This is a genomic window from Enterococcus aquimarinus, assembly GCF_001885765.1.
Lineage (GTDB): Bacteria > Bacillota > Bacilli > Lactobacillales > Enterococcaceae > Enterococcus_I > Enterococcus_I aquimarinus.
The window spans coordinates 38850-59779 of sequence record NZ_JXKD01000012.1 but is presented as its reverse complement, the minus strand read 5'-3'; the positions used below and the strand labels follow the sequence as shown (position 1 = coordinate 59779).

17 protein-coding genes and 1 riboswitch are annotated in these 20930 nt (G+C 40.4%); of the genes, 15 read left to right on the top strand and 2 right to left on the bottom strand.

All coding sequences use genetic code 11. The annotated features are described in order from the left end of the window. Window positions 1-131: 131 nt before the first annotated feature. From RU93_RS08685 to RU93_RS08675, 3 genes are all read left to right on the top strand, one after another. Complete coding sequence (locus tag RU93_RS08685; RefSeq protein WP_071875227.1) at window positions 132-695, top strand: hypothetical protein; 564 nt, start codon at window positions 132-134, stop codon at window positions 693-695. 898 nt (window positions 696-1593) lie between these two features. Continuing rightward, window positions 1594-1689: riboswitch (THF riboswitch) on the top strand. Window positions 1690-1718: 29 nt separating this feature from the next. Continuing rightward, window positions 1719-2258: a folate family ECF transporter S component gene (locus RU93_RS08680; RefSeq protein WP_211272579.1), complete on the top strand. Its 540-nt coding sequence runs from the start codon at window positions 1719-1721 to the stop codon at window positions 2256-2258. A 69-nt stretch (window positions 2259-2327) separates the two neighbouring features. Then, a complete protein-coding gene (locus RU93_RS08675) occupies window positions 2328-3554 on the top strand; it encodes a glycoside hydrolase family 3 N-terminal domain-containing protein (RefSeq protein ID WP_071875225.1) in 1227 nt (408 codons plus the stop codon). A 72-nt stretch (window positions 3555-3626) separates the two neighbouring features. On the opposite strand, the gene RU93_RS08670 is transcribed toward RU93_RS08675, so the two are convergent. Then, entirely contained in the window at window positions 3627-5390 is a 1764-nt protein-coding gene (locus RU93_RS08670) for an ABC transporter ATP-binding protein (RefSeq protein ID WP_071875224.1), read from the bottom strand. Continuing rightward, window positions 5391-7103 (bottom strand): ABC transporter ATP-binding protein, encoded by a 1713-nt coding sequence (locus RU93_RS08665; protein ID WP_071875223.1) that lies wholly within the window; start codon window positions 7101-7103, stop codon window positions 5391-5393. A 280-nt stretch (window positions 7104-7383) separates the two neighbouring features. On the opposite strand from RU93_RS08665, the gene RU93_RS08660 reads away from it, so the two are divergent. The 12 genes from RU93_RS08660 to RU93_RS08605 all read left to right on the top strand — a co-directional run bounded on the left by RU93_RS08660 (window position 7384) and on the right by RU93_RS08605 (window position 20914). After that, window positions 7384-8544 carry a 3D domain-containing protein gene (locus tag RU93_RS08660; protein WP_071875245.1) on the top strand — a complete coding sequence of 387 codons (1161 nt, stop codon included), beginning with the start codon at window positions 7384-7386 and terminating at the stop codon, window positions 8542-8544. A gap of 470 nt (window positions 8545-9014) precedes the next feature. Next, window positions 9015-9494: a PTS sugar transporter subunit IIA gene (locus RU93_RS08655; protein ID WP_071875222.1), complete on the top strand. Its 480-nt coding sequence runs from the start codon at window positions 9015-9017 to the stop codon at window positions 9492-9494. A gap of 14 nt (window positions 9495-9508) precedes the next feature. Next, entirely contained in the window at window positions 9509-10336 is an 828-nt protein-coding gene (locus RU93_RS08650; RefSeq protein ID WP_071875221.1) for a PRD domain-containing protein, read from the top strand. Window positions 10337-10356: 20 nt separating this feature from the next. Then, complete coding sequence (locus RU93_RS08645; RefSeq protein ID WP_071875220.1) at window positions 10357-11922, top strand: PTS transporter subunit EIIC; 1566 nt, start codon at window positions 10357-10359, stop codon at window positions 11920-11922. A gap of 12 nt (window positions 11923-11934) precedes the next feature. Continuing rightward, window positions 11935-13296 (top strand): family 4 glycosyl hydrolase, encoded by a 1362-nt coding sequence (locus RU93_RS08640; protein WP_071875219.1) that lies wholly within the window; start codon window positions 11935-11937, stop codon window positions 13294-13296. 794 nt (window positions 13297-14090) lie between these two features. Further along, window positions 14091-14855, top strand: coding sequence for a hypothetical protein (locus RU93_RS08635; protein WP_071875218.1), 765 nt, complete (start codon window positions 14091-14093; stop codon window positions 14853-14855). 123 nt (window positions 14856-14978) lie between these two features. Beyond that, a complete protein-coding gene (locus RU93_RS08630; RefSeq protein WP_071875217.1) occupies window positions 14979-15764 on the top strand; it encodes a YveK family protein in 786 nt (261 codons plus the stop codon). A gap of 12 nt (window positions 15765-15776) precedes the next feature. Beyond that, window positions 15777-16469 (top strand): CpsD/CapB family tyrosine-protein kinase, encoded by a 693-nt coding sequence (locus RU93_RS08625; protein WP_071875216.1) that lies wholly within the window; start codon window positions 15777-15779, stop codon window positions 16467-16469. A 68-nt stretch (window positions 16470-16537) separates the two neighbouring features. Then, window positions 16538-17302 carry a tyrosine-protein phosphatase gene (locus RU93_RS08620; RefSeq protein WP_071875215.1) on the top strand — a complete coding sequence of 255 codons (765 nt, stop codon included), beginning with the start codon at window positions 16538-16540 and terminating at the stop codon, window positions 17300-17302. Window positions 17303-17313: 11 nt separating this feature from the next. Then, a complete protein-coding gene (locus RU93_RS08615; protein WP_071875214.1) occupies window positions 17314-19125 on the top strand; it encodes a polysaccharide biosynthesis protein in 1812 nt (603 codons plus the stop codon). A gap of 35 nt (window positions 19126-19160) precedes the next feature. Beyond that, window positions 19161-19808 carry a sugar transferase gene (locus RU93_RS08610; protein ID WP_281246336.1) on the top strand — a complete coding sequence of 216 codons (648 nt, stop codon included), beginning with the start codon at window positions 19161-19163 and terminating at the stop codon, window positions 19806-19808. Next, window positions 19805-20914: a glycosyltransferase family 4 protein gene (locus RU93_RS08605; protein ID WP_071875212.1), complete on the top strand. Its 1110-nt coding sequence runs from the start codon at window positions 19805-19807 to the stop codon at window positions 20912-20914. The genes RU93_RS08610 and RU93_RS08605 overlap by 4 nt, the downstream gene beginning before the upstream one ends. Window positions 20915-20930 lie beyond the last annotated feature (16 nt).

Sequence of the window (20930 nt, the reverse complement as noted above, 5' to 3'; positions counted from 1 at the left end):
TTTCATCTGAAAATGTATCGTGAAAAGACAATCGAAAGTTTCATCAACTGTCTTGACAGGTCGTGTCTTAAAAGCTACACTAAAGATAGTTAAAAAGTGTCTTGACACCTAATTAGATGGAGGGAAACAAAATGAAAAGAAATTCAACGCATCAAATAACCATTTCAGCATTACTAATCGCCATGGGTGTCATCATTCCAATGGTGATGCCAAAAATCGTCATCGGACCGGCATCCTTTACACTAGCAAGCCATGTCCCATTATTTATCGCCATGTTCTTTTCACCAAGTGTCGCAATCGCCGTGGCTTTGGGAACCGCATTTGGCTTCTTTATTAACGGCTTACCATTTATTATCGGCCTACGAGCATTATCGCATTTAGTTTTTGCAGTGGTTGGCTCGACTTATTTACAAAAACATCCGGAAATTGTCTTAGAACCAAAAAAATTCCAAGTGTATAATTTTATCTTAGCTTTGATCCACGCAGCCTTTGAATTACTCGTTGTCGCAATCTTCTTATTCGGAGGACAATTGCAAGTCGACGGAAATGTCTTTTACTTCTTCTTCGTATTAATGGGAGTCGGCGGCATCGTCCACAGCATGATCGATTATAACATCGCCTTTTTCGTTGTTCGCTCACTCAATCGCGGCTTTGCCATCCCAATTTTCCGCAAAGCAAAAGAAGAAGCAGCTTAGATTTGTTCGTACGTTAGAAGAACCTTCCCCGGTTATGTTATTTAACAAAGTTAAGAAGAACGAGGACTGCTTAATAGGCCCGTTTCCTAGGATAGCCGTTAAACCGTCCTCAGCCGATGATTACTGAAGCCGTTCGAGCATAGCGAGTTACGGATACAATATCAGGCTGCAAGCGTGACACTCGGACTTGAGAGCTTCAAACACTAGCTAATTGCTAAAGGAATAAGCCAAAGTAAACAGGGTATGCATTCGATAGTTTGTTTTTCACCCTTTATATTTATAGCAGTAACTTTTTTATACTTCATTTGTTAGATGAATACACGAGTGATATTACTTTCGTATAAATGAACAAATCTTCAACAGTTATTCTTGATTCGACTTTATGCATGAAAATCTAGCTGTTCAATTTTTTCGTAAATACAATATCAATCTCTGCAATCTAGAACCTACCAAACAACAATCAATCGCCATCATTCATCAGAAACGCATACTCGGCAGAATTTCTGGAAGAATTTTGGTCGCTTGTAGCACTGTCCAAGGATTCAATGTGAATTACAGCCTCTTCATGCGTCAGCGTGTAGAGGCTGTTTGAAGCTTGAAAGTTGAGAGTCACGCAGAGGCCTGATACTGTATCCGTAACTCGCTATGCTCGAACGGCTTCAGCAACCACAGGCTCGAAACGGTCCCAGCGCTACCGAAAGCGACCCAAAAATTCTGTAAGAAATTCCTAACCCAAAACCAGAGGTTCACGATATTCATCATCTTAGAATGATTTAGAACAACTTATAAGAGAGGACGTCAAAAAAACCTTATCATTGTAAGAAAACTTTCAGAAAATGCCATTGTCGGAAAGAGACAACTGTGGTATATTCTATCCACGGCTGTAAGCCTAAAAATAATCAGAGTAGAAAATAAAGCGTTAAGTGTCAAAAAATGGAATGTCGTTTTTGGACGAAGGGCTGTGGCTCGCGGTTTTATTTTCGCATTCGCTGAATAATCGAATGTTGCAACTCTAAAAAGGAGATGCTTCAAATGAACAAAAAACTGAATGCTTACATGATAAGCATGATGGGATTGCTGATCGCCATAATGGTCGTCCTATCCCGAATCTTAGGGTTCGAATGGCAATTCATCAAAATCTCGTTTGATTTTGTGCCAAAAATCGTCATGGCAATGATGTTTGGACCAATTTGGACCGGCATCGGCGCAGTCATCGCCGACATCATCGGAATGATGCTCTTTGCAAAAGCCGCTTTCTTTCCAGGCTTTACCCTCAACGCCTTTATCGGAGGTTGTATTTACGGCTACTTCTTTTATAAAAAAGAAGTCACATGGAAAAACGCGTTCTTATGTACCTTGGCAAATACCTTGTTAATTGGCTTTATCTTAACGCCAATTTGGTTGGCAATCATGTACAATCAACCATTAACAAGCTGGGTCATCTGGGGACCACGCCTCGTAAAGGGTGCGTTGATGTTACCAATCCAAACCATCTTAACGTATGTCGTCGGTCGTGCCATTCCAATGAAGACATTAATGAGAAGAAGTCGCTATTCTTTCTAATAGCGTAATAGTTGCATCGCATCTCCTTTCCCTGTACTCTAAAATAGAGTCTGGAAAGGAGATTTTTTAATGAATAAACAAACCCTGGCATCACTTGGTCTGCTCGCACTCGCGCTCATTGTGGGCGTAATGATTTGGTTCAACCAACCCTCAAACGATGCGACCGGTCCAACAGACACAAGTTCGACGACTAGCACCGAGACAACCACGAGCACAACCGCAACACAACCAAGCACGACGAGATCATCTGACAACACAACGGAAAGCACAACTGCTCCAAACGAATCCACTACTTGGCTTGATCAAAAAATTGCAGAAATGTCCATCGCAGAAAAAGTCGGCCAACTCTTTCTTGTCCGTTATCCAGGAGATACAGCACTTACCGATAGCCAAATGTATCATCTAGGCGGTTTTTTACTCTTTGGCCAAGATGTCGAAAATGCGACGGCTGAAAGTCTGATTACTCAAATTCAAACCTTACAAGCAAATAGTGAGATCCCGCTCTTGATTGGCGCCGATGAAGAAGGAGGGACCGTGACACGGATTAGCCGTAACGCGAATCTTGTGGCAAGTCCATTTTTAGCCCCACAAACGCTGTACCAAAATGGTGGCTGGGAAGCCATCACTGCCGATACGAAACAAAAAGCAGAAATCTTAACCAATTACGGCATTCAACTCGGCTTATTCCCAGTGGCCGATGTTTCGACCGATCCGAATGCCTTCATTTATGATCGCACGATTGGCTTAGACGCGGCGGGGACGAGTACCTTTGTCGAAACGGTCGTGAAGAGCCTTGCCGGAACAGGTGTTGCTTCGACCCTGAAACATTTTCCAGGTTACGGCAATAATCGCGATTCGCATGTCGAGATCGTGCGCGATACGCGAACCCTTGAAGAACTGCGGACCAATGATTTTCTACCTTTTGAAGCAGGGATTAAAGCCGGAGCCGATAGTATCCTCGTGTCACATAATATCGTCACGAGTATTGACGACACGCAACCCGCTTCGCTATCCCCTAAAGTCATCCAAGTCTTACGCGAGGAACTGGGCTTTGAGGGTGTCATTATGACCGATGACATGGACATGCTAGGGCTCGCCGATTTTACGAGCCAAGAACAAGCGGGCCTAACTGCGCTTAAAGCCGGCAATGATTTAGTCTTGTCTTCAAGTTATGCAAGCCAAATTCCCGTCGTCATTACGGCAGTGGAAAATGGCGACTATCCAGAAGCGGACTTAGACGCGTCCGTGCGTCGGATTCTCACGCTCAAAGAATCGCTAGGTCTTCTAAACGAATAACACTATCCAACGACAATAACATCACACAAAAAAGCAGCGGCCGAATTTACGGTCGCTGCTTTTTGTTTATCCTCATTCTAACGTTATAGATTGTTGGAACTGCGCGTGATAGAGTGCGTGATACGCCCCTTCTGCTGCGAGTAACTGTTCATGCGTTCCTTGTTCAATGATTTGGCCTTGATCCATCACCAAGATTTGATCGGCCGCTTGGATTGTCGCCAAGCGATGGGCGATGACAAAGCTTGTTTTCCCAGACATCAGCGCTAAGAAGGCGTCTTGGATTTTCTTCTCAGTTAATGGGTCAACGGAACTGGTGGCTTCATCCAAAATTAACATCGGCGGGTTGGCAATCATCGTCCGGGTAATTGTCAATAACTGGCGCTGCCCTTCGGATAATTTAACGCCGTAATGGCCAATTTGGGTATCGAGTTGTTCGGGTAAATCCATGACATAGTCGAACATTTCGGTTTTTTTGAGTGCGTTATAAATCATCTCGTTGGTGGCCTCGGGTCTGCCGTACGTGAGGTTCTCACGGAGCGTGGCGTCAAAGAGCCACGTGTCTTGTAAGACCATCCCAAACGATTGGCGTAATTGATTCCGCGGAATCGTTTGGATGTCTTCATTGTCAAGCAAGATTTTGCCAGCTTGCACGTCGTAAAAACGCATCAGCAAGTTGACTAAGGTTGATTTGCCGGCACCGGTTTTCCCAACAATGGCAATCGTTTCGCCAGCATGTGCGGTAAACGAAAAGTCGGTGATCAGTGGGCGATCCGCTTGGTAAGCAAACGCCACATTTTCAAACACAATCTCACCTTTGACGGCTGGTAACGTGCGTGTTGCTTCGACGGTTTCAATCGGTTGATCGAGTAAGTCAAAGGCGCGATTTAAGCCAGCGAAGGCCCCTTGGATCTGCGTCATTAAGCCAGAAATTTCAATGAATGGTTTAGAGAACTGGGTCGAGTAAATGGTAAAGCTGGCAATCATGCCGACAGTCACGGTTGTGGACCCGCGTAAAATTAACCACGCGCCAACAAAACCGACCGCGACATACGCTAAGTGATCGACAAAGCGTGAGACCGGGTTTGTAAGGGAAGAAGAGTACATCGCTTGTTGCCCGCGAACGCGTAACGTCTGGTTCAAGCCATCAAAGTCAACTTCATTGCGTGTTTCTTGTTGGAACGCTTTGACGAGACTTTGATTGCCGACGCGTTCATTAATGAAACTCGTTATATCGCCGAGAATTTCTTGTTGCTGGCGAAAATCGTTTTGGGAGCGTTTGGCTACCCAGTAACTCACAAAAAAGATAATCGGTGTCACGAGTAAGACAACGAGTGTCAGGGTCACATTTAGCGTGAGCATTAAGAAAAAGGCTAAAATAATGACGGTGACGCCGGTAAATAATTGTTGGTAGACGGCTGAGACCGCTACTGAGACTTGATCCAAGTCATTGGTGAAACGACTCATTAAACTCCCGTGTGGCGTTTGGTCATACGTTTGAAGTGGCAGTTGGTTCAAATGCGCGAACGTATCTTGACGCAAGCGATTGACGCTTTGGTAAGCGACCTGGTTTCCTAAGCGTTGAATAATCCACTGGCTAAAGACCGTAATCAAAATCACGATTAAAAATAACCACAAGATGTCCCATAAGGCATTGAAATTCACGCGACCAAAGCCGATTAATTGGTCAATGGCGCGACCAATCAAGAAGGTGACATACACCGACGTACCACCTGCGATGACGCCAAAGACGAGGGCGAAGAGATTTTCTTTTAATGAGGCCGTTAAATACGGCAGAAAACGAGTAAATGTCTGCCAATCAAATGATTTTTTTCGCATTTAAATCGCCTCCTTTTGTGTGTCGACCATCGCTTGGTAATAGCTAGAAGTCGCAAGCAAGGTCTCATGCGTCCCTTGCGCGGTTAGGCGACCTTTTTCCAAGACGAGAATTTGATCGGCTTCTTTAATAGAAGCAATGCGTTGGGAAATTAAGAAAACCGTCATCGGTAACGCTTTTAATTCTTGGCGCAAGAGATAGTCGGTTTGGTAATCAAGCGCGCTTAGCGAGTCATCGAGCACCAAGATATTGGGTTTGCGCATTAACGCACGGGCGATGGCCAAGCGTTGAACTTGCCCACCTGAGAAGTTTTTACCGCCTTCGACAATTAACGTGTCGAGTTGTTGCGGCAACTGCCGGACGAATTCCGCCCCTTGGGCAATCGTCAGGGCTTCCCAACAGTCGTCATCGCTCGCTTCCGCATTCCCCCACTGCAAGTTTTCCCGAATCGTGCCACGCAGTAAGACTGATTTTTGCGGGACAAACGCAATTTGATTGCGTAAATTATCTAGTGGCCAGTCCGTGACGTTAACGTGATCAATCAAAACATTACCGCTTGTCACATCGTAAAAGCGGGGTAACAATTGCGTTAACGTCGATTTCCCAGAACCGGTTGGCCCGGTAATTCCTACCGTACTTCCAGCTGGTACAGAAAACGAGATTTCTTTTAAGACACGGCCGTAATCGGGACGATAACGGAAATTCACGTTGTCAAAGACGATTTCACCCGCCATTTCTTCTGGTGTATAGTCGGTGCCACGTTCAAGTAAGGTCACGGGGCGATCGAAGACTTCATTAATTCGACGCGCGGACGCTTCTGAGCGGGTAAAAATCACGACTAAATTGGAGACGACAATTAAGGCTAATAACATTTGGTTCATATAATTGACGAGCGCTAAAATCTCACCTTGTTGCAGATCACCGACTTCAACTTTTAAGCCACCGATGGCAAACACGCCGAGTACGCCGAGGTTTAAAATCAAGGTCGTCAGGGGCGACAAAATGGTTGATAGTTGCGCCACCCGTAAATAATCTTTATTCAACGCGTCACTGGCGTCATTGAATTTTTTAACTTCATTTGATTGGCGATCAAACGCCCGAATGATGCGTACGCCACTTAAGTTTTGCGCGACCAGTTGATTGAGGCGGTCGAGTTGTTGTTGGACCGTGCGATAAAGCGGCACCGAAAAACGAATTAAAATAAATAATAAGAGCGAGAAAATCGGTAAAATGGCCACAAACACAAGACCCATTTGCCAATCAATATAAAACGACATGACGAGCGCGCCAATACTTAAAAACGGCGCACGAACAACGAGGCGAATGAGCATCGCCAGTGCCAGTTGCATTTGGTTGACGTCATTGGTCATCCGCGTGATTAACGTATCGGAGCCAAAGTAATTCAAATCACTGTGATTCAGGCGGTTAATTTTTTGCAGTAACTGTTTGCGTAGCTCCGTTCCAAGCCCGAGTGAGGCGATGGATGCGTAATACTGACACGTCACCGCACAAATTAAACCGGTAATCGAGAAGAAAATCATCCAGCCAGTCATTTCCCAGACTTTTGTCCAGTTTTGTTGCTGGATCCCTTGGTCGATTAAGACTGCCATTAATAATGGAAGAATTAATTCAAAGATCGCCTCCGCAAATTTAAAGACGGGACCTAAAATCATTTCCTTGCGATAGTCTTTTGCATATTTCAATAAATGGAACATTCCTCCAACTCCTTCAGTGGTTTCCTTGTTCTATCATAGCGAAAAAAGGATGAAATGAAAAGAACTGTGCATGATGTTACAAACAAGTAACGAATGTAACGAAAAAGAAATGGCTTTCATTCACTCTTTTGACTCGTTTGTTCAATAGAATACAAGTTAACTGTCGAATTTCACGCATGATTGTAATAATCTGTAAGCAAATTGCAATAAATAACAACCGAAAATCAAGTATACTATCCAAAGAATTCGTTTAACAAAAGAAAGGTGTGAATTATTTTTGTTGAAGGGAAAAAAAGGTATCGCCTATGGCCTCTTATTGTTCCAACTTATCGCCCCAATGGCCGTCTCAGCGGATACGATCGACTCGCTGAATAAAGAAGAAAATCAGTTACAACAACAAAGTCAAGCGATCAGTCAAGAAGTACAGAGCGCTTTAACGCAAGTCAATGAGACGTATCAAGCGGTCGAAACACTGAAAAGTGATATTGCCGAAAACGAGGCGCGCCTCGTTGAAACCAAAGAAGAGATTAGCCAAACGCAAGAAGCCATCGAACGACGCAAAGAAGTCGTGGCAGAACGCTTACGTCAGCTACAAGTCAATCGCGTCAACGAAAATAAACTCTTCGTGCTCCTAGAATCATCGAGCCTCCAAGAGTTAATTAACGGTGTTTACGCCATTACTCTCTTCCAAAACGCCGAAAAAGAAGCGGTGGAAAGTTTAGAAAGCGAAACGGCAAAACTCGAAACACTCGAAGCAACGATGGAAGAAACACAAGCAAATCTGACACAAAACCAAGCGGCATTAGAAGAAGAAGCCGCAACGTTTGAAACACGTGTTCAAGCATTGCAAGAACAACTCGCGACCAATCAAGCAGCGTTAACGACGATTGCCAACAGCAAAGCCGTGGAACTCGCGCGCATTGAGGCAGAAGCCAAACGTCAAGAAGCAGAAGCTGCGGCCCAAAAACAAGCCGAAGCCGACGCGAAAAAAGCCGCTGAAGAAGCGCAAAAAGAACAAACCCAAACCAACGTGAACCAAAATACGTCAACGAACCAGTCCGTCAGCAAACCAAGCACGACGACACCATCAACGCCACAACCAGCACCATCTGTGGAAGAGACACCAGTCGTGGAAGAAAAACCAACGAGTACAGGCAAAGTCTTATACATGGAGTCAACAGCCTATTCATATACCGAACCTGGCTCAAGTTATTACACGGCACTGGGAATTGATTTACGTCAAAACTCACAAGTCGTCGCTGTCGATCCAAACGTCATTCCACTTGGAACTCTGGTAGAAGTCGAAGGATACGGCATTGCCTTAGCTGCAGATACCGGTGGCGCCATCAAAGGGAACATCTTAGACGTCCATCTTGGCAGTGTGGAAGCCTGTCGTCAGTGGGGACGCCGCTTCAATGTCAAAGTGACGATTTTAGATTAAATGATTATTGCATAAAAAATAAGCGGACGTCTCATTTGTCTTCGTGTAGAGCGAAGATGGATGAGGCGTTTTTTCTTTGCTGGTATGGATCTTGGCACTTACTTACGAAATGTTTTGTCGCCTAGTATAAGAGCATCGTTAAATCAGTATCAGTTACGGTTTCTATCTCAAATTTACAGAATATCAATAGCTTATAAGCATTAAATACTAGCTAAAGGATGAGGTAAGAAACAAAGTCAATAATATCTCATCTTTACAACGTATTTTTATTCGATTGAAAAATTGTTAAAGAAAAGGCTTGCATTTTTTTAAATCAAAATCTATAATGAAAACACATCAATAATCCGTGTGACTATTTAATTAGGCATGAGATCAAGTAATTAACTGATACTGGTTTATAAACTAGTGTAGTGTTTACTTGTCTCATGCCTTTTTTTATTTTATTCGGAAAAAAGAAAAGAGGAATGCATATGTTTTTATTAAAAAAGAAAAAAGCGGTATTTGTGAGTCCTGTTTCCGGAGTTTTAGTCCCTATCGAAGAGTGTAATGATCCTGTCTTCTCGCAAAAACTAATGGGAGAAGGAGTGGCCATTTATCCGGAAGCGAATCAAATATTTTCTCCTTGTGATGGGGAAGTAACATTAGTTTCTGATACAAAACATGCGTTGGGGTTAAAGAGTAAAGAAGGTATTGAGGTATTAATACATATTGGGATAGATACGGTAAAACGTGGGGGAAGAGGATTTGAAACGAATGTCATGAAAGGACAAAAAGTAAAAAAAGGAGATTTGTTAATTAATTTTGATAAGGAAGGCATGAAAGAGGAAGGTGTTGATTTAACAACATTTTTAGTCTATTTAAATCTCCAAAATAATAAAATCGAGCATATTCAAACGAGTGGGAGAGTTTTAGGAGGAAAAGATGACGTCACTGTTTTAAATATGGATTAAAGGATGAGTAAACAATGAAGATTGTCCGAGTATACAATAATAATGCAGTAGCAATTCTGACTAAAGATAATAAAGAAGCCGTTATTATTGGTTCAGGTATTGGATTTAACAAAAAAATAAATGATTCAATAGATGAAAAACAAGCGGAAAAAATTTATTATGTCCAATCGAATTTACAAACAAAATTTCTTGATTTATTCCAAGGTACACAAGAGGAGTATTTTGTTGCTGCTGAAAAAATTTTACAACATGCAAAAGATTTGGGAATGGAGGTAACGGCTCCAGCTATTATGGCATTAACTGAACATATTAGTTTTGCTATTCAACGATTTGAAGAAGGGCTTCAAACAACCAATTTAATGTTACAAGAGATTAAATCCTACTACCCAAAAGAGTTTGCTATTGGTCAATGGGGAGTTCGATATTTACGAGTTCATTTCAATGTTGATTTGGGCGAAAATGAAGCCGGATACATTGCACTACATGTCATTAATTCTTTACATAGATTTGATTCAAAAGAAACAGTTGATACGTTAAGGTTTGTAAAACACTCTATTATATGTATTGAAGAATTATATGATATTCAAATTCTTCAAAGTGAATTTGATTCAATGCGTTTAATAACACATTTAAAATTCTTAGCGCAACGAGTATTTTTAAAGAAAACGTTGGATGAAAATAATTATCAAGATGTTTATGAATTATTGGTAGAAAAAAATCAAAAGCATCTACATTTTGCAGATGCTTACAAAAAAATGGTAAAAGAGAATTTTGATCACGAACTAACGATACAAGAACTTATATATATACTGATGCATCTAACGAAGTTTATTAATAATTAAAACTGAGAGGAAGTAATAAAATGAAAAAAAAAGTGATGAGCGTATTAGAAACTATTTCTAAAACGATGGTTCAACCACTCATGTATCTGTCTGTTATCGGTATTGTTATGGTAATCGGAGTACTAATTACAAATAAAACGATTGTAGGAATTTTACCATTTTTACAATGGGGTCCTATTCAAATGTTAGGAATGCTAATTTATCAAGGAATGATGGTTGTCATTAATAATCTATCGACGTTATTCTGTATCGGAATTGCTGCTGCTGTAGCAAAAAAAGAAAAACATCAAGCCGCTATTTTAGCTTTTATATCATTACTAATCTTCCTAACTGCCAATAATGCTACTCTTACTGCATTAGGTAAGCTAGCTGAACCACAAGAAATGTTGGGATTAATTGGAACTGGTCAGGGGAACGTTTTAGGGATTCAAGTGCTTGATACTGGAGTGTTTGGAGGAATCATTCTAGGTTTTGTGATTGGAGCAGTTTATAATCGTACCTCGGATAAGAAATTCTCGCAAGCTTGGTTACAGATGTGGGCGGGTGCAAAATGGAGTTTACTCTGGTTAATTGGCATTATGATTACGTTTGGTTTTGCAATAACATTTATTTGGCCTCCAGTTCAATATGCTATTGAAAGTGTCGCTAATCTAATTTCAGAAACAGGAAATTTTGGTTTATTCTTGTATGGATTTTTAGAACGAATTTTAATACCAACTGGATTACATCATTTGATCTATGCTCCGTTCCAATTTTCGCCGCTAGGTGGCACAATCGAAATGGGTGGTCAAACAATTTCAGGTGCCTATGCCATTTTCATGGCAGAAATGAGCAATCCAGCAATCACCCAATTTTCGGATACGGTGCGTTGGATGACGACAGCCTTTACTAAAACGTTTGGTTATATCGGAATCGTTGCAGCTTTTATTTATACGGCAAAACCAGAAAACAAAGATCGTATTAAAGCGATGTTGATACCTTTAGTAGTGACTTCCTTTATGGTATCGATTACAGAACCTATAGATTTCTTATTTGTTTTTGCAGCACCTGTTTTATATTTCTTACATGCAGTGATTGCGGGTAGTTTTATGGTAATCATTAATCTGTTGGGAATTCGTGCGAGTACAAATGGGTTGAGTGGTATCATTTTAAATATTGCACTTGGAGCAGAGAAAACGAAGTGGCCCTTACTGATGTTATTAGCCGTCATTCAAATATTGTTATACTTTTTCTTATTCAGTTATTTAATCAAAAAATTTAATTTAAAAACGCCAGGTAGAGAAGATGAAGTTGTTCCAGTTACTTCAGTGTCTGCAAAAAATCAACAGGATGGAAATGACGAAACAACAGACAACGATATTAAAGAATTAATCATGGCTTTAGGTAATAAAGAAAATATTGTAAGTGTCGATAATTGCTTTACTCGTTTACGTGTAACATTAAATGATGCCACAAAATTAGACAAAGAACGAATGAATCAGTTGGAACATAGTGGAATTGTCGAAAAAGATAATGATATTCAGATCATATTTGGTTTGAATGTGACAGATATAAGTTATGAAGTAAAAAAAGAACTTGGAATGTAGGAGGAAAATTTAATGAAAAAAATAAAAGTGACACTTGTAGGTGGAGGAAGTACATTTACTCCAGGGATTGTAAAATCAATTGCGTTAAGAGCAGAGGAATTAGAATTAGCAGAAATTTGTTTATTCGATATTGATAAGGAACGTCAAGATAAAGTAGCTGTTGTAGTAGATTGGATTTTAAAAGAGGACGTTAAATGTGATATTAAATTGACCGTTACAAATAGTGCGAAAGAAGCTTATACGGGTGCAACATTTATTTTTGCTCAAATGCGTGTAGGCGGATATAAGATGCGTGAATTAGATGAGAAAGTACCATTACGTTTTGGGTGCGTTGGGCAGGAAACCTGTGGAACTGGAGGACTCTCGTACGGAATGCGTACAATTTTACCAATGATTAAAGTAATCGATGATGTTGAAAAATATGCAGAAAAAGATCACTGGATTTTAAATTATTCAAATCCCGCAGCAATTGTTTCTGAAGCGTGTCGTAAGCTACGTCCGAATGCGCGTATTATTAATATTTGTGATATGCCAATTGCGATTATAGATATGCTTGCTGCCTCATTAAATATCAAGGATGTAAGCAATATCCGTTATGATTATTTTGGATTGAATCATTTTGGTTGGTTTACGTCGATTGATTATAAAGGCCGTGATCTACTTGAAGAAATCAAAGTATATATTAAAGAAAATAAAGTTTTATTACCGCCGCAACATCTAGAGAAAATTCGGAAAAATAAGTCGACGGGCGACCGCCATGCGGTAAGTAGCTGGTTACATGTTTGGGAATCTGTGTATACCATGATGGAAAGTTTTCCAGATTATTTACCTAATACGTATTTAACGTACTACTTACTCTCTAAAGAAACCGTTGAACATCAGGATCCAACATATACTCGTGCTAATGAGGTAATGAACGGTCGTGAAAGAGACTTATTTGCAGGAGTTGATCATTATTTAGCAACCGGAGAATTAAAAGAAGATACGTTTTATGCAGGTTCACACGGAGATTGGATCAGTGATTTAGCGATTGCTTTAAAAAATGATACTCATGCACGATTCTTAGTGATAACTGAAAACCGAGGTGCGTTACCAAATATGCCGTATGATGCAATGGTAGAAGTCCCAGCATATATTGGGAAAAAGGGACCAGAAGTCATTGCACAAAATCCTGTACCATTGTTCCAACAAGGATTAATGATGCAACAGTTAAATAGCGAAAAATTAATTGTTGAAGCAGCTATTGAAGGAAGTTACGAAAAGGCATTACAAGCCTTTACTTTAAATAAAACAGTTCCAAGCATGGAAGTTGCAAAACAATTATTAGATGCCTTTATAAAAGAGAATGGTGAACTGTGGCCAACGTTAAAATAATATTATTGGTTATAAAATGACAAAAAGGGCAAACGATGTTTGCTCTTTTTTGGTTCGTTTATATTGGGAGAAATCAAAATGTGTGTAGATAAATAGTATATTCTAAAAAATAGTAATATAAATAGCGGAATCTTATGTATTATATACACTCATAAGCGATTAAGACAGATAGTTGTGAGCTACATTATCTAAATGAAATTAATAGACCAGTAGCGCATCGATCTTCTTAGCTTTTAATAATATAGGACTGTTTATTTAGTAATTTATTTTAGAATACAAAACAATTCAAAAAACTGCAAGAAAATTCTTCTACCTATCCAAAGTCCTCAAACCATGCTCTCCGTCCAAACCGCAAAAAATCATATTCACTAACAATAAATGTAAAGCTTCTCAGAAACTCCCGAAAAACAACGTAACAAAGCACGATACAATGAAACTTGTTGATCCTCCTAGAAAAAGGGATCGAACTAGTCATTTTAATTCATAAAATAACAGTTCATTCATTTCCGTTGGTATACAGAAAATTAGCGTTAAACCAGCAAAAATTAAAATATATAATCGAAAAAATAAAACGATAATTATATCAAATAGACCATTTAAAAAGTAATAGAAAGCATTCGTTGCGCGATTTGATGAAATCGATTTATTCTGTGAAAGCCGATTGTTCGGTTTTTACTTTGAATAAAAATCCAAGAAAAGGTTTGCTAAAGTGTAAGAATTCTATATAATAGAAGCAATCAACGATAACAATTTGTAGATAAAAAAAGTTATATAGGAGGAGGTTAGTACTTCAAATGAAAAATCCATGGCTCAAAGGTGTGAGTGTCTTCATTGTCGCTCTGATTGCCATCGGTGTGAATGTCCTAGGGTATATGAGAACCAAAGAATCCCAGGAGGCGCAACGAATTGAACAGGCTGTCAACACCATCCACAGTCAACAAAAACAACTTGAAAGCGTCCGATTGGCGATTGAGGAAGCATATGTCGATGAGACACAAGACTTATTGCAACCGACGTTAACCGTAACGCAAGTCACTACTATTGAAAATCAACTAGAACGCCTGAAAGTATCGGCGGCGGACTTTTCCCTTAACGCGAGCGATTTGCCAAGCAATGCGGAAAATCTAAGTCAAGAAAAAACCGAACTTCAAGCGCAACTTCTACTTATACGGGAGAAAATCGATGTTCAAACGTCTCTCACCAATCTTTTTACGAATGACACCATCAATCTTGAAGTCGCAACTAACGACGTAGTGATTCGTCAAGATGTCACGCTAGATGAAATCACCAAAATACGTGATGCCGTTAAGGATTTACCAGGCGAACAATGGGCGACGCTCATGAATGACTATTTAGATTATGCCGAGGCGCAAGTCAGTCGGTCGAACGCGTTAACGAAGAGCTTTGACGAAATGCTCCAAGATGGTATCGTAACGGAAGCAGCGACGTATGAGCGTTACTTAAATGCCGTCGATAGCGTCGCGCAAGTTCGTAATCCCGAACTAAAAGAACAGTTCCAAACCCAATTATCGCAAATTAGCGAACAAATGGGATACTAATGAAGAAACAAGCTGAACGCGTTGATGTTAAACAACGCATCGATTCGGTAACAATGCTTCTGAACTCACCTGCACGACAAAAAAATAAATGCCTCGTCATTTAGTAGAGAAAGTAGAGAAACTATGGAAGACACAATTAGCTTAAAAGAGATTTTTGATCTCTTGCGTAAACGTATCACAACCATTTTATTAAGTACTTTTATCGGATTAGCACTTGCGGGAGGATTCACCTTCTTCTTCGTGACACCTCAGTATAGCTCACGTGCCCAACTGATCGTGTCCTTGCCACAATCAGAAACGAGTACGGTAAATGATATTAACTTTAATTTACAAATGTTAAACACCTATAAAGATATTATTTTACAAGGGGACGCACAAGCGGAAGAAGTCCAACGTCGCTTAGCCGCAGACCATGATATTAAGATGACGACGGGCCAAATTAAAGGGGCCTTACAAGTCGTTCAAGCGCAAAATTCGCAAATGTTCTCGATTCAAGCAACGGCCGATAATGCGATGACCGCTGAAGCGATTGCCAATACAACGGCGGAAGTCTTTAAAGAAACCGTCAAAGACATTTTAACGAACGTTGAAGAAATTACAATTGTTTCCCGTGCGGTAGCAAGTCCGAACCCGATTTCGCCAAACAATCAATTGAACTTAGCGATTGGTCTTGTGCTCGGAATGATGGTCGGTGTCGGATTAGCCTTTGTCTTTGAACTACTCGATCGCACGGTCAAAGACCCACGTTTTATTTCGGAGAATCTAGAACTTACGATTCTTGGAACCGTCCCACTGATGAGTGCCAAAGAAATCAATGCCCAATACGTACCGAAACCAGCGAATAAACCAACGGCAAAACCGACAACTCCTACGAGTGAAGCGGGACGTCGTAGTCGCTCGAAAGTCTAGGAGGAGAAGCGAATGTCAAAAAAACAAAACAAAGAAGCATCGAAACGAGCGGTTGGACTCATTACGTTAACCAATCCGTCTTCTCCCATTTCTGAACAATATCGCACCATCCGAACGAATATTCAATTTGCAGCTTCGGTTGATCGTCGCTTGCAATCAATGGTAATCACCTCTTCAGGACCGAGTGAAGGAAAATCAACAACCGCTGCGAATTTAGCGATTGTCTTTGCCAAATCAGGTCAAAGAGTCTTACTAGTAGATGCGGATATGCGAAAACCAACCGTCGATCAAACCTTTCATTTACCGAACGCGAGAGGACTCAGTACGGTCTTAAGTACGAACCAATCGGCCGTTGAAAGTTGTCAACCGACGTTTGTCGAGAATCTTGACGTATTAACGAGTGGTCCCAAACCACCGAACCCGTCTGAATTAATCGACTCTAAACGCATGGATCAAGTGAAGATGGAGCTCAAACAAGTCTATGACTTTATCATTTTCGATTTGCCACCAGTGATTACTGTCACCGATGCGCAAATCATGTCCTCGAAGGTCGACGGGACGCTACTCGTCGTTCGTGAAAATGTGACAAGCAAAGAGTCAATCGCGAAAGCCAAAGAAGCACTTGGGTTAGTGCAAGCTAGAGTCTTAGGTGTGGTCTATAACGGTGCCACACACACTCGTGACCAAGGCTACTATTACTATTAAAAACAAGTTTCCTTAAAAAGAACTTAAAAAGAATTTAAATATTCAAGTGAGAAAGGAAGTGAATACGCATGATCGATTTACATTGCCATATCTTACCCGCAGTCGATGACGGAGCCGCAAGCTTACAGGAAAGCCTTGCAATGTCGGAACAAGCCATCGAACAAGGCATTACCCACCTCTTATGTACCCCGCATCACAACAACGGACGCTATGAAAATGATAAAAAGTCAATCATTGCGGCTGTTCACCACTTACAATCCGTCCTTGACGCACGTCACCTCCCACTGACCTTACTCGAAGGTCAAGAGGTGCATGTCACGGGCGAACTCCTCACGTTATTAAACCAAGATGAACTGTTATTTACCGATCTGACTGATACCTATTTACTGTTGGAATTCCCGACAATGGACGTTCCGGCTTATAGTGAGTCATTATTTTTTGAACTCCGAACATTAGGCAAGGTTCCTGTAATTGTCCATCCAGAACGCAATGCGATGTTTCGCGAAGATCCTAATCGCCTAATCCCGTTTTTAGAGATGGGCTGTTTGGCGCAACTAACTGCACCAAGCATTGTCGGTATTTTCGGCAAAAACATTCAAAAGACAGCGCACGAGATGGTAACACATAATCTCGTCCAGATGGTCGCTTCGGATGCACACGGCATCTCAAAGCGTCGTTTTTATTTAAAAGAAGCCTATGAAATCATCGAGCAAGAATGGGGCAAAGAAAAAGTCTTGCAGATGCAACAGGTCGCTAGAGACCTCGTTAATGGTGATGAGGTCTCTTATCCAAGTTATACAGAAGTGAAAAAGAAAAAATTTGGATTGTTTTAGGGGGAGTTCGGGTGTTTGTTTTAACAAGAAAACGGAAAATTTTGATTATTGCGCTCGTCGATTTTTTAATTTTACTTTTTTCCAATCTATTTGCCTATTTATTTATGGATCCTTTTGTTTCACTCGAAGTATCCTCTTTACCGGGGATGATGTTGATTACGACCGGGATGTATTTTGTCTTTGGTGTTCTCTTTAAAGTCTTCACTCGGATGAATCGCTATACGAATTTACAAGAAATTATCGCCATCGTTTTAACGACAACGTCAATGGCAGTTAGTAGTTTGTTTTTGAATTGGCTATTTTATGGTTCTTTTAGCAAACGCATGATGACGTTTATTTTTTTAGTCAGTACTTTGCTGATTGTAATGAGTCGCTTGATGTGGCGACTGTATATCGAACGCAAAAACGGTTGGCGCAAAGATCGAGGCGAAAAGGCACAACGGACACTAGTTATTGGTGCGGGAGAAGCAGGACGCATCTTAATTAATAGTGTGACGCATTCGCTCACCGCTCATGAAATTGACATTATTGGTCTGATTGATGACGATCCAAACAAACAACGGATTTATTTAGAAGGCATTCAAGTCAAAGGAACGATTGAAGATTTGCCTGATTTGATTAAAGAGCATCAAATCGACATGGTGACAATTGCCATTCCATCCTTGACGCCTAAACGGCTGCGCGAAATGATTACTTTATTAAAAACGACGCCCGTCAAAATCAATACGATGCCGTCAATGGAAGAACTGGCTTCAGGGAAAGTCAGTATCTCTCGCTTGAAAAAGATTGACGTTGTGGATTTACTCGGACGAGAAGAAGTCAAACTTGATATTGAACAAATCAAAGACCAACTGACGGATAAAGTGATTCTGGTCACTGGAGCGGGTGGGTCGATTGGTTCAGAAATCTGTCGCCAAGTGATGCAGTTTACGCCGAAAACCTTAATTTTATTGGGGCACGGCGAAAATTCGATTTATCTAATTGAACGTGAATTGCGTCAAACGTTTGCGTCAAAAACGACCAAAATCATCCCAGTCATTGCCGACGTGCAAGACCGAGAGCGGATGATGGACGTCATGGCCGAGCACCAACCACAGATTGTCTACCATGCGGCCGCGCATAAGCATGTACCGTTGATGGAAGCCAATCCAAGAGAATCCGTTAAAAACAATGTTTACGGTACAAAAAATGTCGCCGAAGCTGCTAAAGCCGCCGGTGTCGCAAAATTCGTGATGGTTTCAACCGATAAAGCCAATAACCCACCAAACGTGATGGGCGCAACCAAACGCATTGCGGAGCTGATTGTGACCGGACTCAATGAAAATAGTCAAACAAAATTTTCAGCGGTCCGCTTTGGTAACGTCTTAGGTTCACGCGGTAGTGTCATCCCGGTATTCCGGGAACAAATTGCCAAGGGTGGTCCGATTACGATTACCGATTTTCGTATGACACGCTACTTCATGACGATTCCCGAAGCAAGTCGCCTCGTGATTCAATCAGGTGCATTAGCAAGCGGGGGTGAAATCTTCGTCTTAGACATGGGTGAACCAGTCAAAATCGTTGATCTAGCGAAAAATATGATTCAACTGAGCGGCTATACCGAAAATGAGATTAAAATCGTTGAAAGCGGAATTCGCCCAGGGGAAAAACTATATGAAGAATTGCTACTCGATGAAGAGCGCAACGATCAACAAGTCTTTGATAAAATTTTTGTTGGAAATATCAAAGGTGCGAAACTTGAAGAAGTGATGGATTTTGTTGAGAGTTTGTCAGAAGAAGACCGATTGTTAGCGAAAGAAGTTGTGGCATTTGCTAATCGTTAAATTTTATTAACTTTAAACAGGAGGAACCAACTATGATTTATTTAAAAATCAAACGTGTCATCGACTTTGTTTTATCCGGTATTGGACTTATTTTATTATCTCCTGTGTTTTTATTACTGATCATCGCGATTAAACTCGATTCACCAGGTCCAGTTCTGTTTAAACAAAAACGGGTAGGGATTCATAAGCAGCACTTTAATATATTAAAGTTTCGAACAATGCGTATTGATACACCATCAGATATGCCGACTCATCTTTTAGAAAATCCGGATCAATGGATTACCAAAGTAGGAAAGTTCTTACGTAAAACATCTTTAGATGAACTCCCACAAATCATTAATATCTTTAAAGGGGAGATGAGCATTATCGGTCCACGACCAGCCCTTTGGAATCAATTCGATTTAATTGAAGCTAGAGATATATATGGTGCCAATGATGTACCAGTTGGATTGACCGGTTGGGCACAAATTAACGGGCGTGACGAACTTGAAATTGATGTTAAAGCAAGACTGGACGGAGAATATGCAGAAAAGATTGGTTTTCCAATGGATGTTCGTTGTTTCTTTGGTACGATTTTTAGTGTGTTAAGACGTGATGGCGTTGTTGAAGGTGGTACTGGAAGAATAGATAATGATATACGTGATGTCTTAGATTCTACGCAGGAGGAGACCAATAATAAATGAAAATAGCCGTGCTTTCTAGTCATACCTCATCACTCTTTTGGTTTCGTATGGATATGATGAAGGATTTTATAAAAAAGGGTCATTCTGTTATTGCTTTAGGCCCCGAGCCGGAATCTATTTGGAGTCAAAAATTTAATGAATATGGTATTCGTTATAAGCAAATTTATGTTGAGAGAAATGGTATAAATCCATTTAATGATTTGAGAACTTATAGAGAATTAAAGAAATTTATGAAGAAGGAAAAACCGGATAAAGTATTCACATATCAAGCAAAAACAGTAGTATATGGAAGTCTGGCTGCAAAAGCAAATGGGATTTCGGAAGTATATCCGTTAATTGCCGGACTAGGTTCTGTTTTTAGAGGTGAAGGTTTTAAAAATAGATTAGTTAGAGCAATCATGATGACAGAGTATCGTTTAGCATGTCATGCAAGTAAGAATGTTTTTTTTCAGAATAATGATGATAAAAATGAATTTATACATAATGGACTAGTTAAAGAAGATAAAACGGTAATTATTAATGGATCTGGTGTGAACCTTGAAAAATTTAAATCGGAACCATTACCTGACCACCCTACATTCTTATTTATTGGTAGATTGATAAGGGATAAAGGAGTTATGGAGTATCTAGAAGCATGTAAACAAATTAAATTAATCGATCCTAAAGTAAGATGCCTATTGGTGGGACCGTATGACAGTAACCCTTCAGCATTATTACCAGAAGAATTACAACCATTTATTGAACAAGGAATTATAGAATATTTTGGGGAACAAAGCGATGTGAGACCTTACTTAAGACAGTGCAGCACCTATGTATTACCATCCTATCACGAAGGAACTCCAAAAACCGTTCTTGAGGCGATGGCAGTGGGTCGATCGATTATTACTACTAATGCTCCTGGGTGTAGAGAAACGGTTACAGATGGATATAACGGTTTTCTTGTTCCGATTAAAAATATTAATTGTTTAGTAGAAAAGATGAAAATTTTAATAGTAAATAAAGTATTAAATGAAGAGATGGCACAAAGAAACTTAGAAATTGTAAAAGAGAAGTATGACGTGAAGTTGATCAATCAATCTATTATGAGAACTATGGAAATACTATAGTTAGAAGGAGCTATCA

Excerpts from the sequence above, each read along its gene's own strand:
- RU93_RS08685 (WP_071875227.1), top strand. The coding sequence starts at position 132 with ATGAAAAGAAATTCAACGCATCAAATAACCATTTCAGCATTACTAATC.
- RU93_RS08680 (WP_211272579.1), top strand. The coding sequence starts at position 1,719 with ATGCTTCAAATGAACAAAAAACTGAATGCTTACATGATAAGCATGATG.
- RU93_RS08675 (WP_071875225.1), top strand. The coding sequence starts at position 2,328 with ATGAATAAACAAACCCTGGCATCACTTGGTCTGCTCGCACTCGCGCTC.
- RU93_RS08670 (WP_071875224.1), bottom strand. The coding sequence starts at position 5,390 with ATGCGAAAAAAATCATTTGATTGGCAGACATTTACTCGTTTTCTGCCG.
- RU93_RS08665 (WP_071875223.1), bottom strand. The coding sequence starts at position 7,103 with ATGTTCCATTTATTGAAATATGCAAAAGACTATCGCAAGGAAATGATT.
- RU93_RS08655 (WP_071875222.1), top strand. The coding sequence starts at position 9,015 with ATGTTTTTATTAAAAAAGAAAAAAGCGGTATTTGTGAGTCCTGTTTCC.
- RU93_RS08650 (WP_071875221.1), top strand. The coding sequence starts at position 9,509 with ATGAAGATTGTCCGAGTATACAATAATAATGCAGTAGCAATTCTGACT.
- RU93_RS08645 (WP_071875220.1), top strand. The coding sequence starts at position 10,357 with ATGAAAAAAAAAGTGATGAGCGTATTAGAAACTATTTCTAAAACGATG.
- RU93_RS08640 (WP_071875219.1), top strand. The coding sequence starts at position 11,935 with ATGAAAAAAATAAAAGTGACACTTGTAGGTGGAGGAAGTACATTTACT.
- RU93_RS08635 (WP_071875218.1), top strand. The coding sequence starts at position 14,091 with ATGAAAAATCCATGGCTCAAAGGTGTGAGTGTCTTCATTGTCGCTCTG.
- RU93_RS08630 (WP_071875217.1), top strand. The coding sequence starts at position 14,979 with ATGGAAGACACAATTAGCTTAAAAGAGATTTTTGATCTCTTGCGTAAA.
- RU93_RS08625 (WP_071875216.1), top strand. The coding sequence starts at position 15,777 with ATGTCAAAAAAACAAAACAAAGAAGCATCGAAACGAGCGGTTGGACTC.
- RU93_RS08620 (WP_071875215.1), top strand. The coding sequence starts at position 16,538 with ATGATCGATTTACATTGCCATATCTTACCCGCAGTCGATGACGGAGCC.
- RU93_RS08605 (WP_071875212.1), top strand. The coding sequence starts at position 19,805 with ATGAAAATAGCCGTGCTTTCTAGTCATACCTCATCACTCTTTTGGTTT.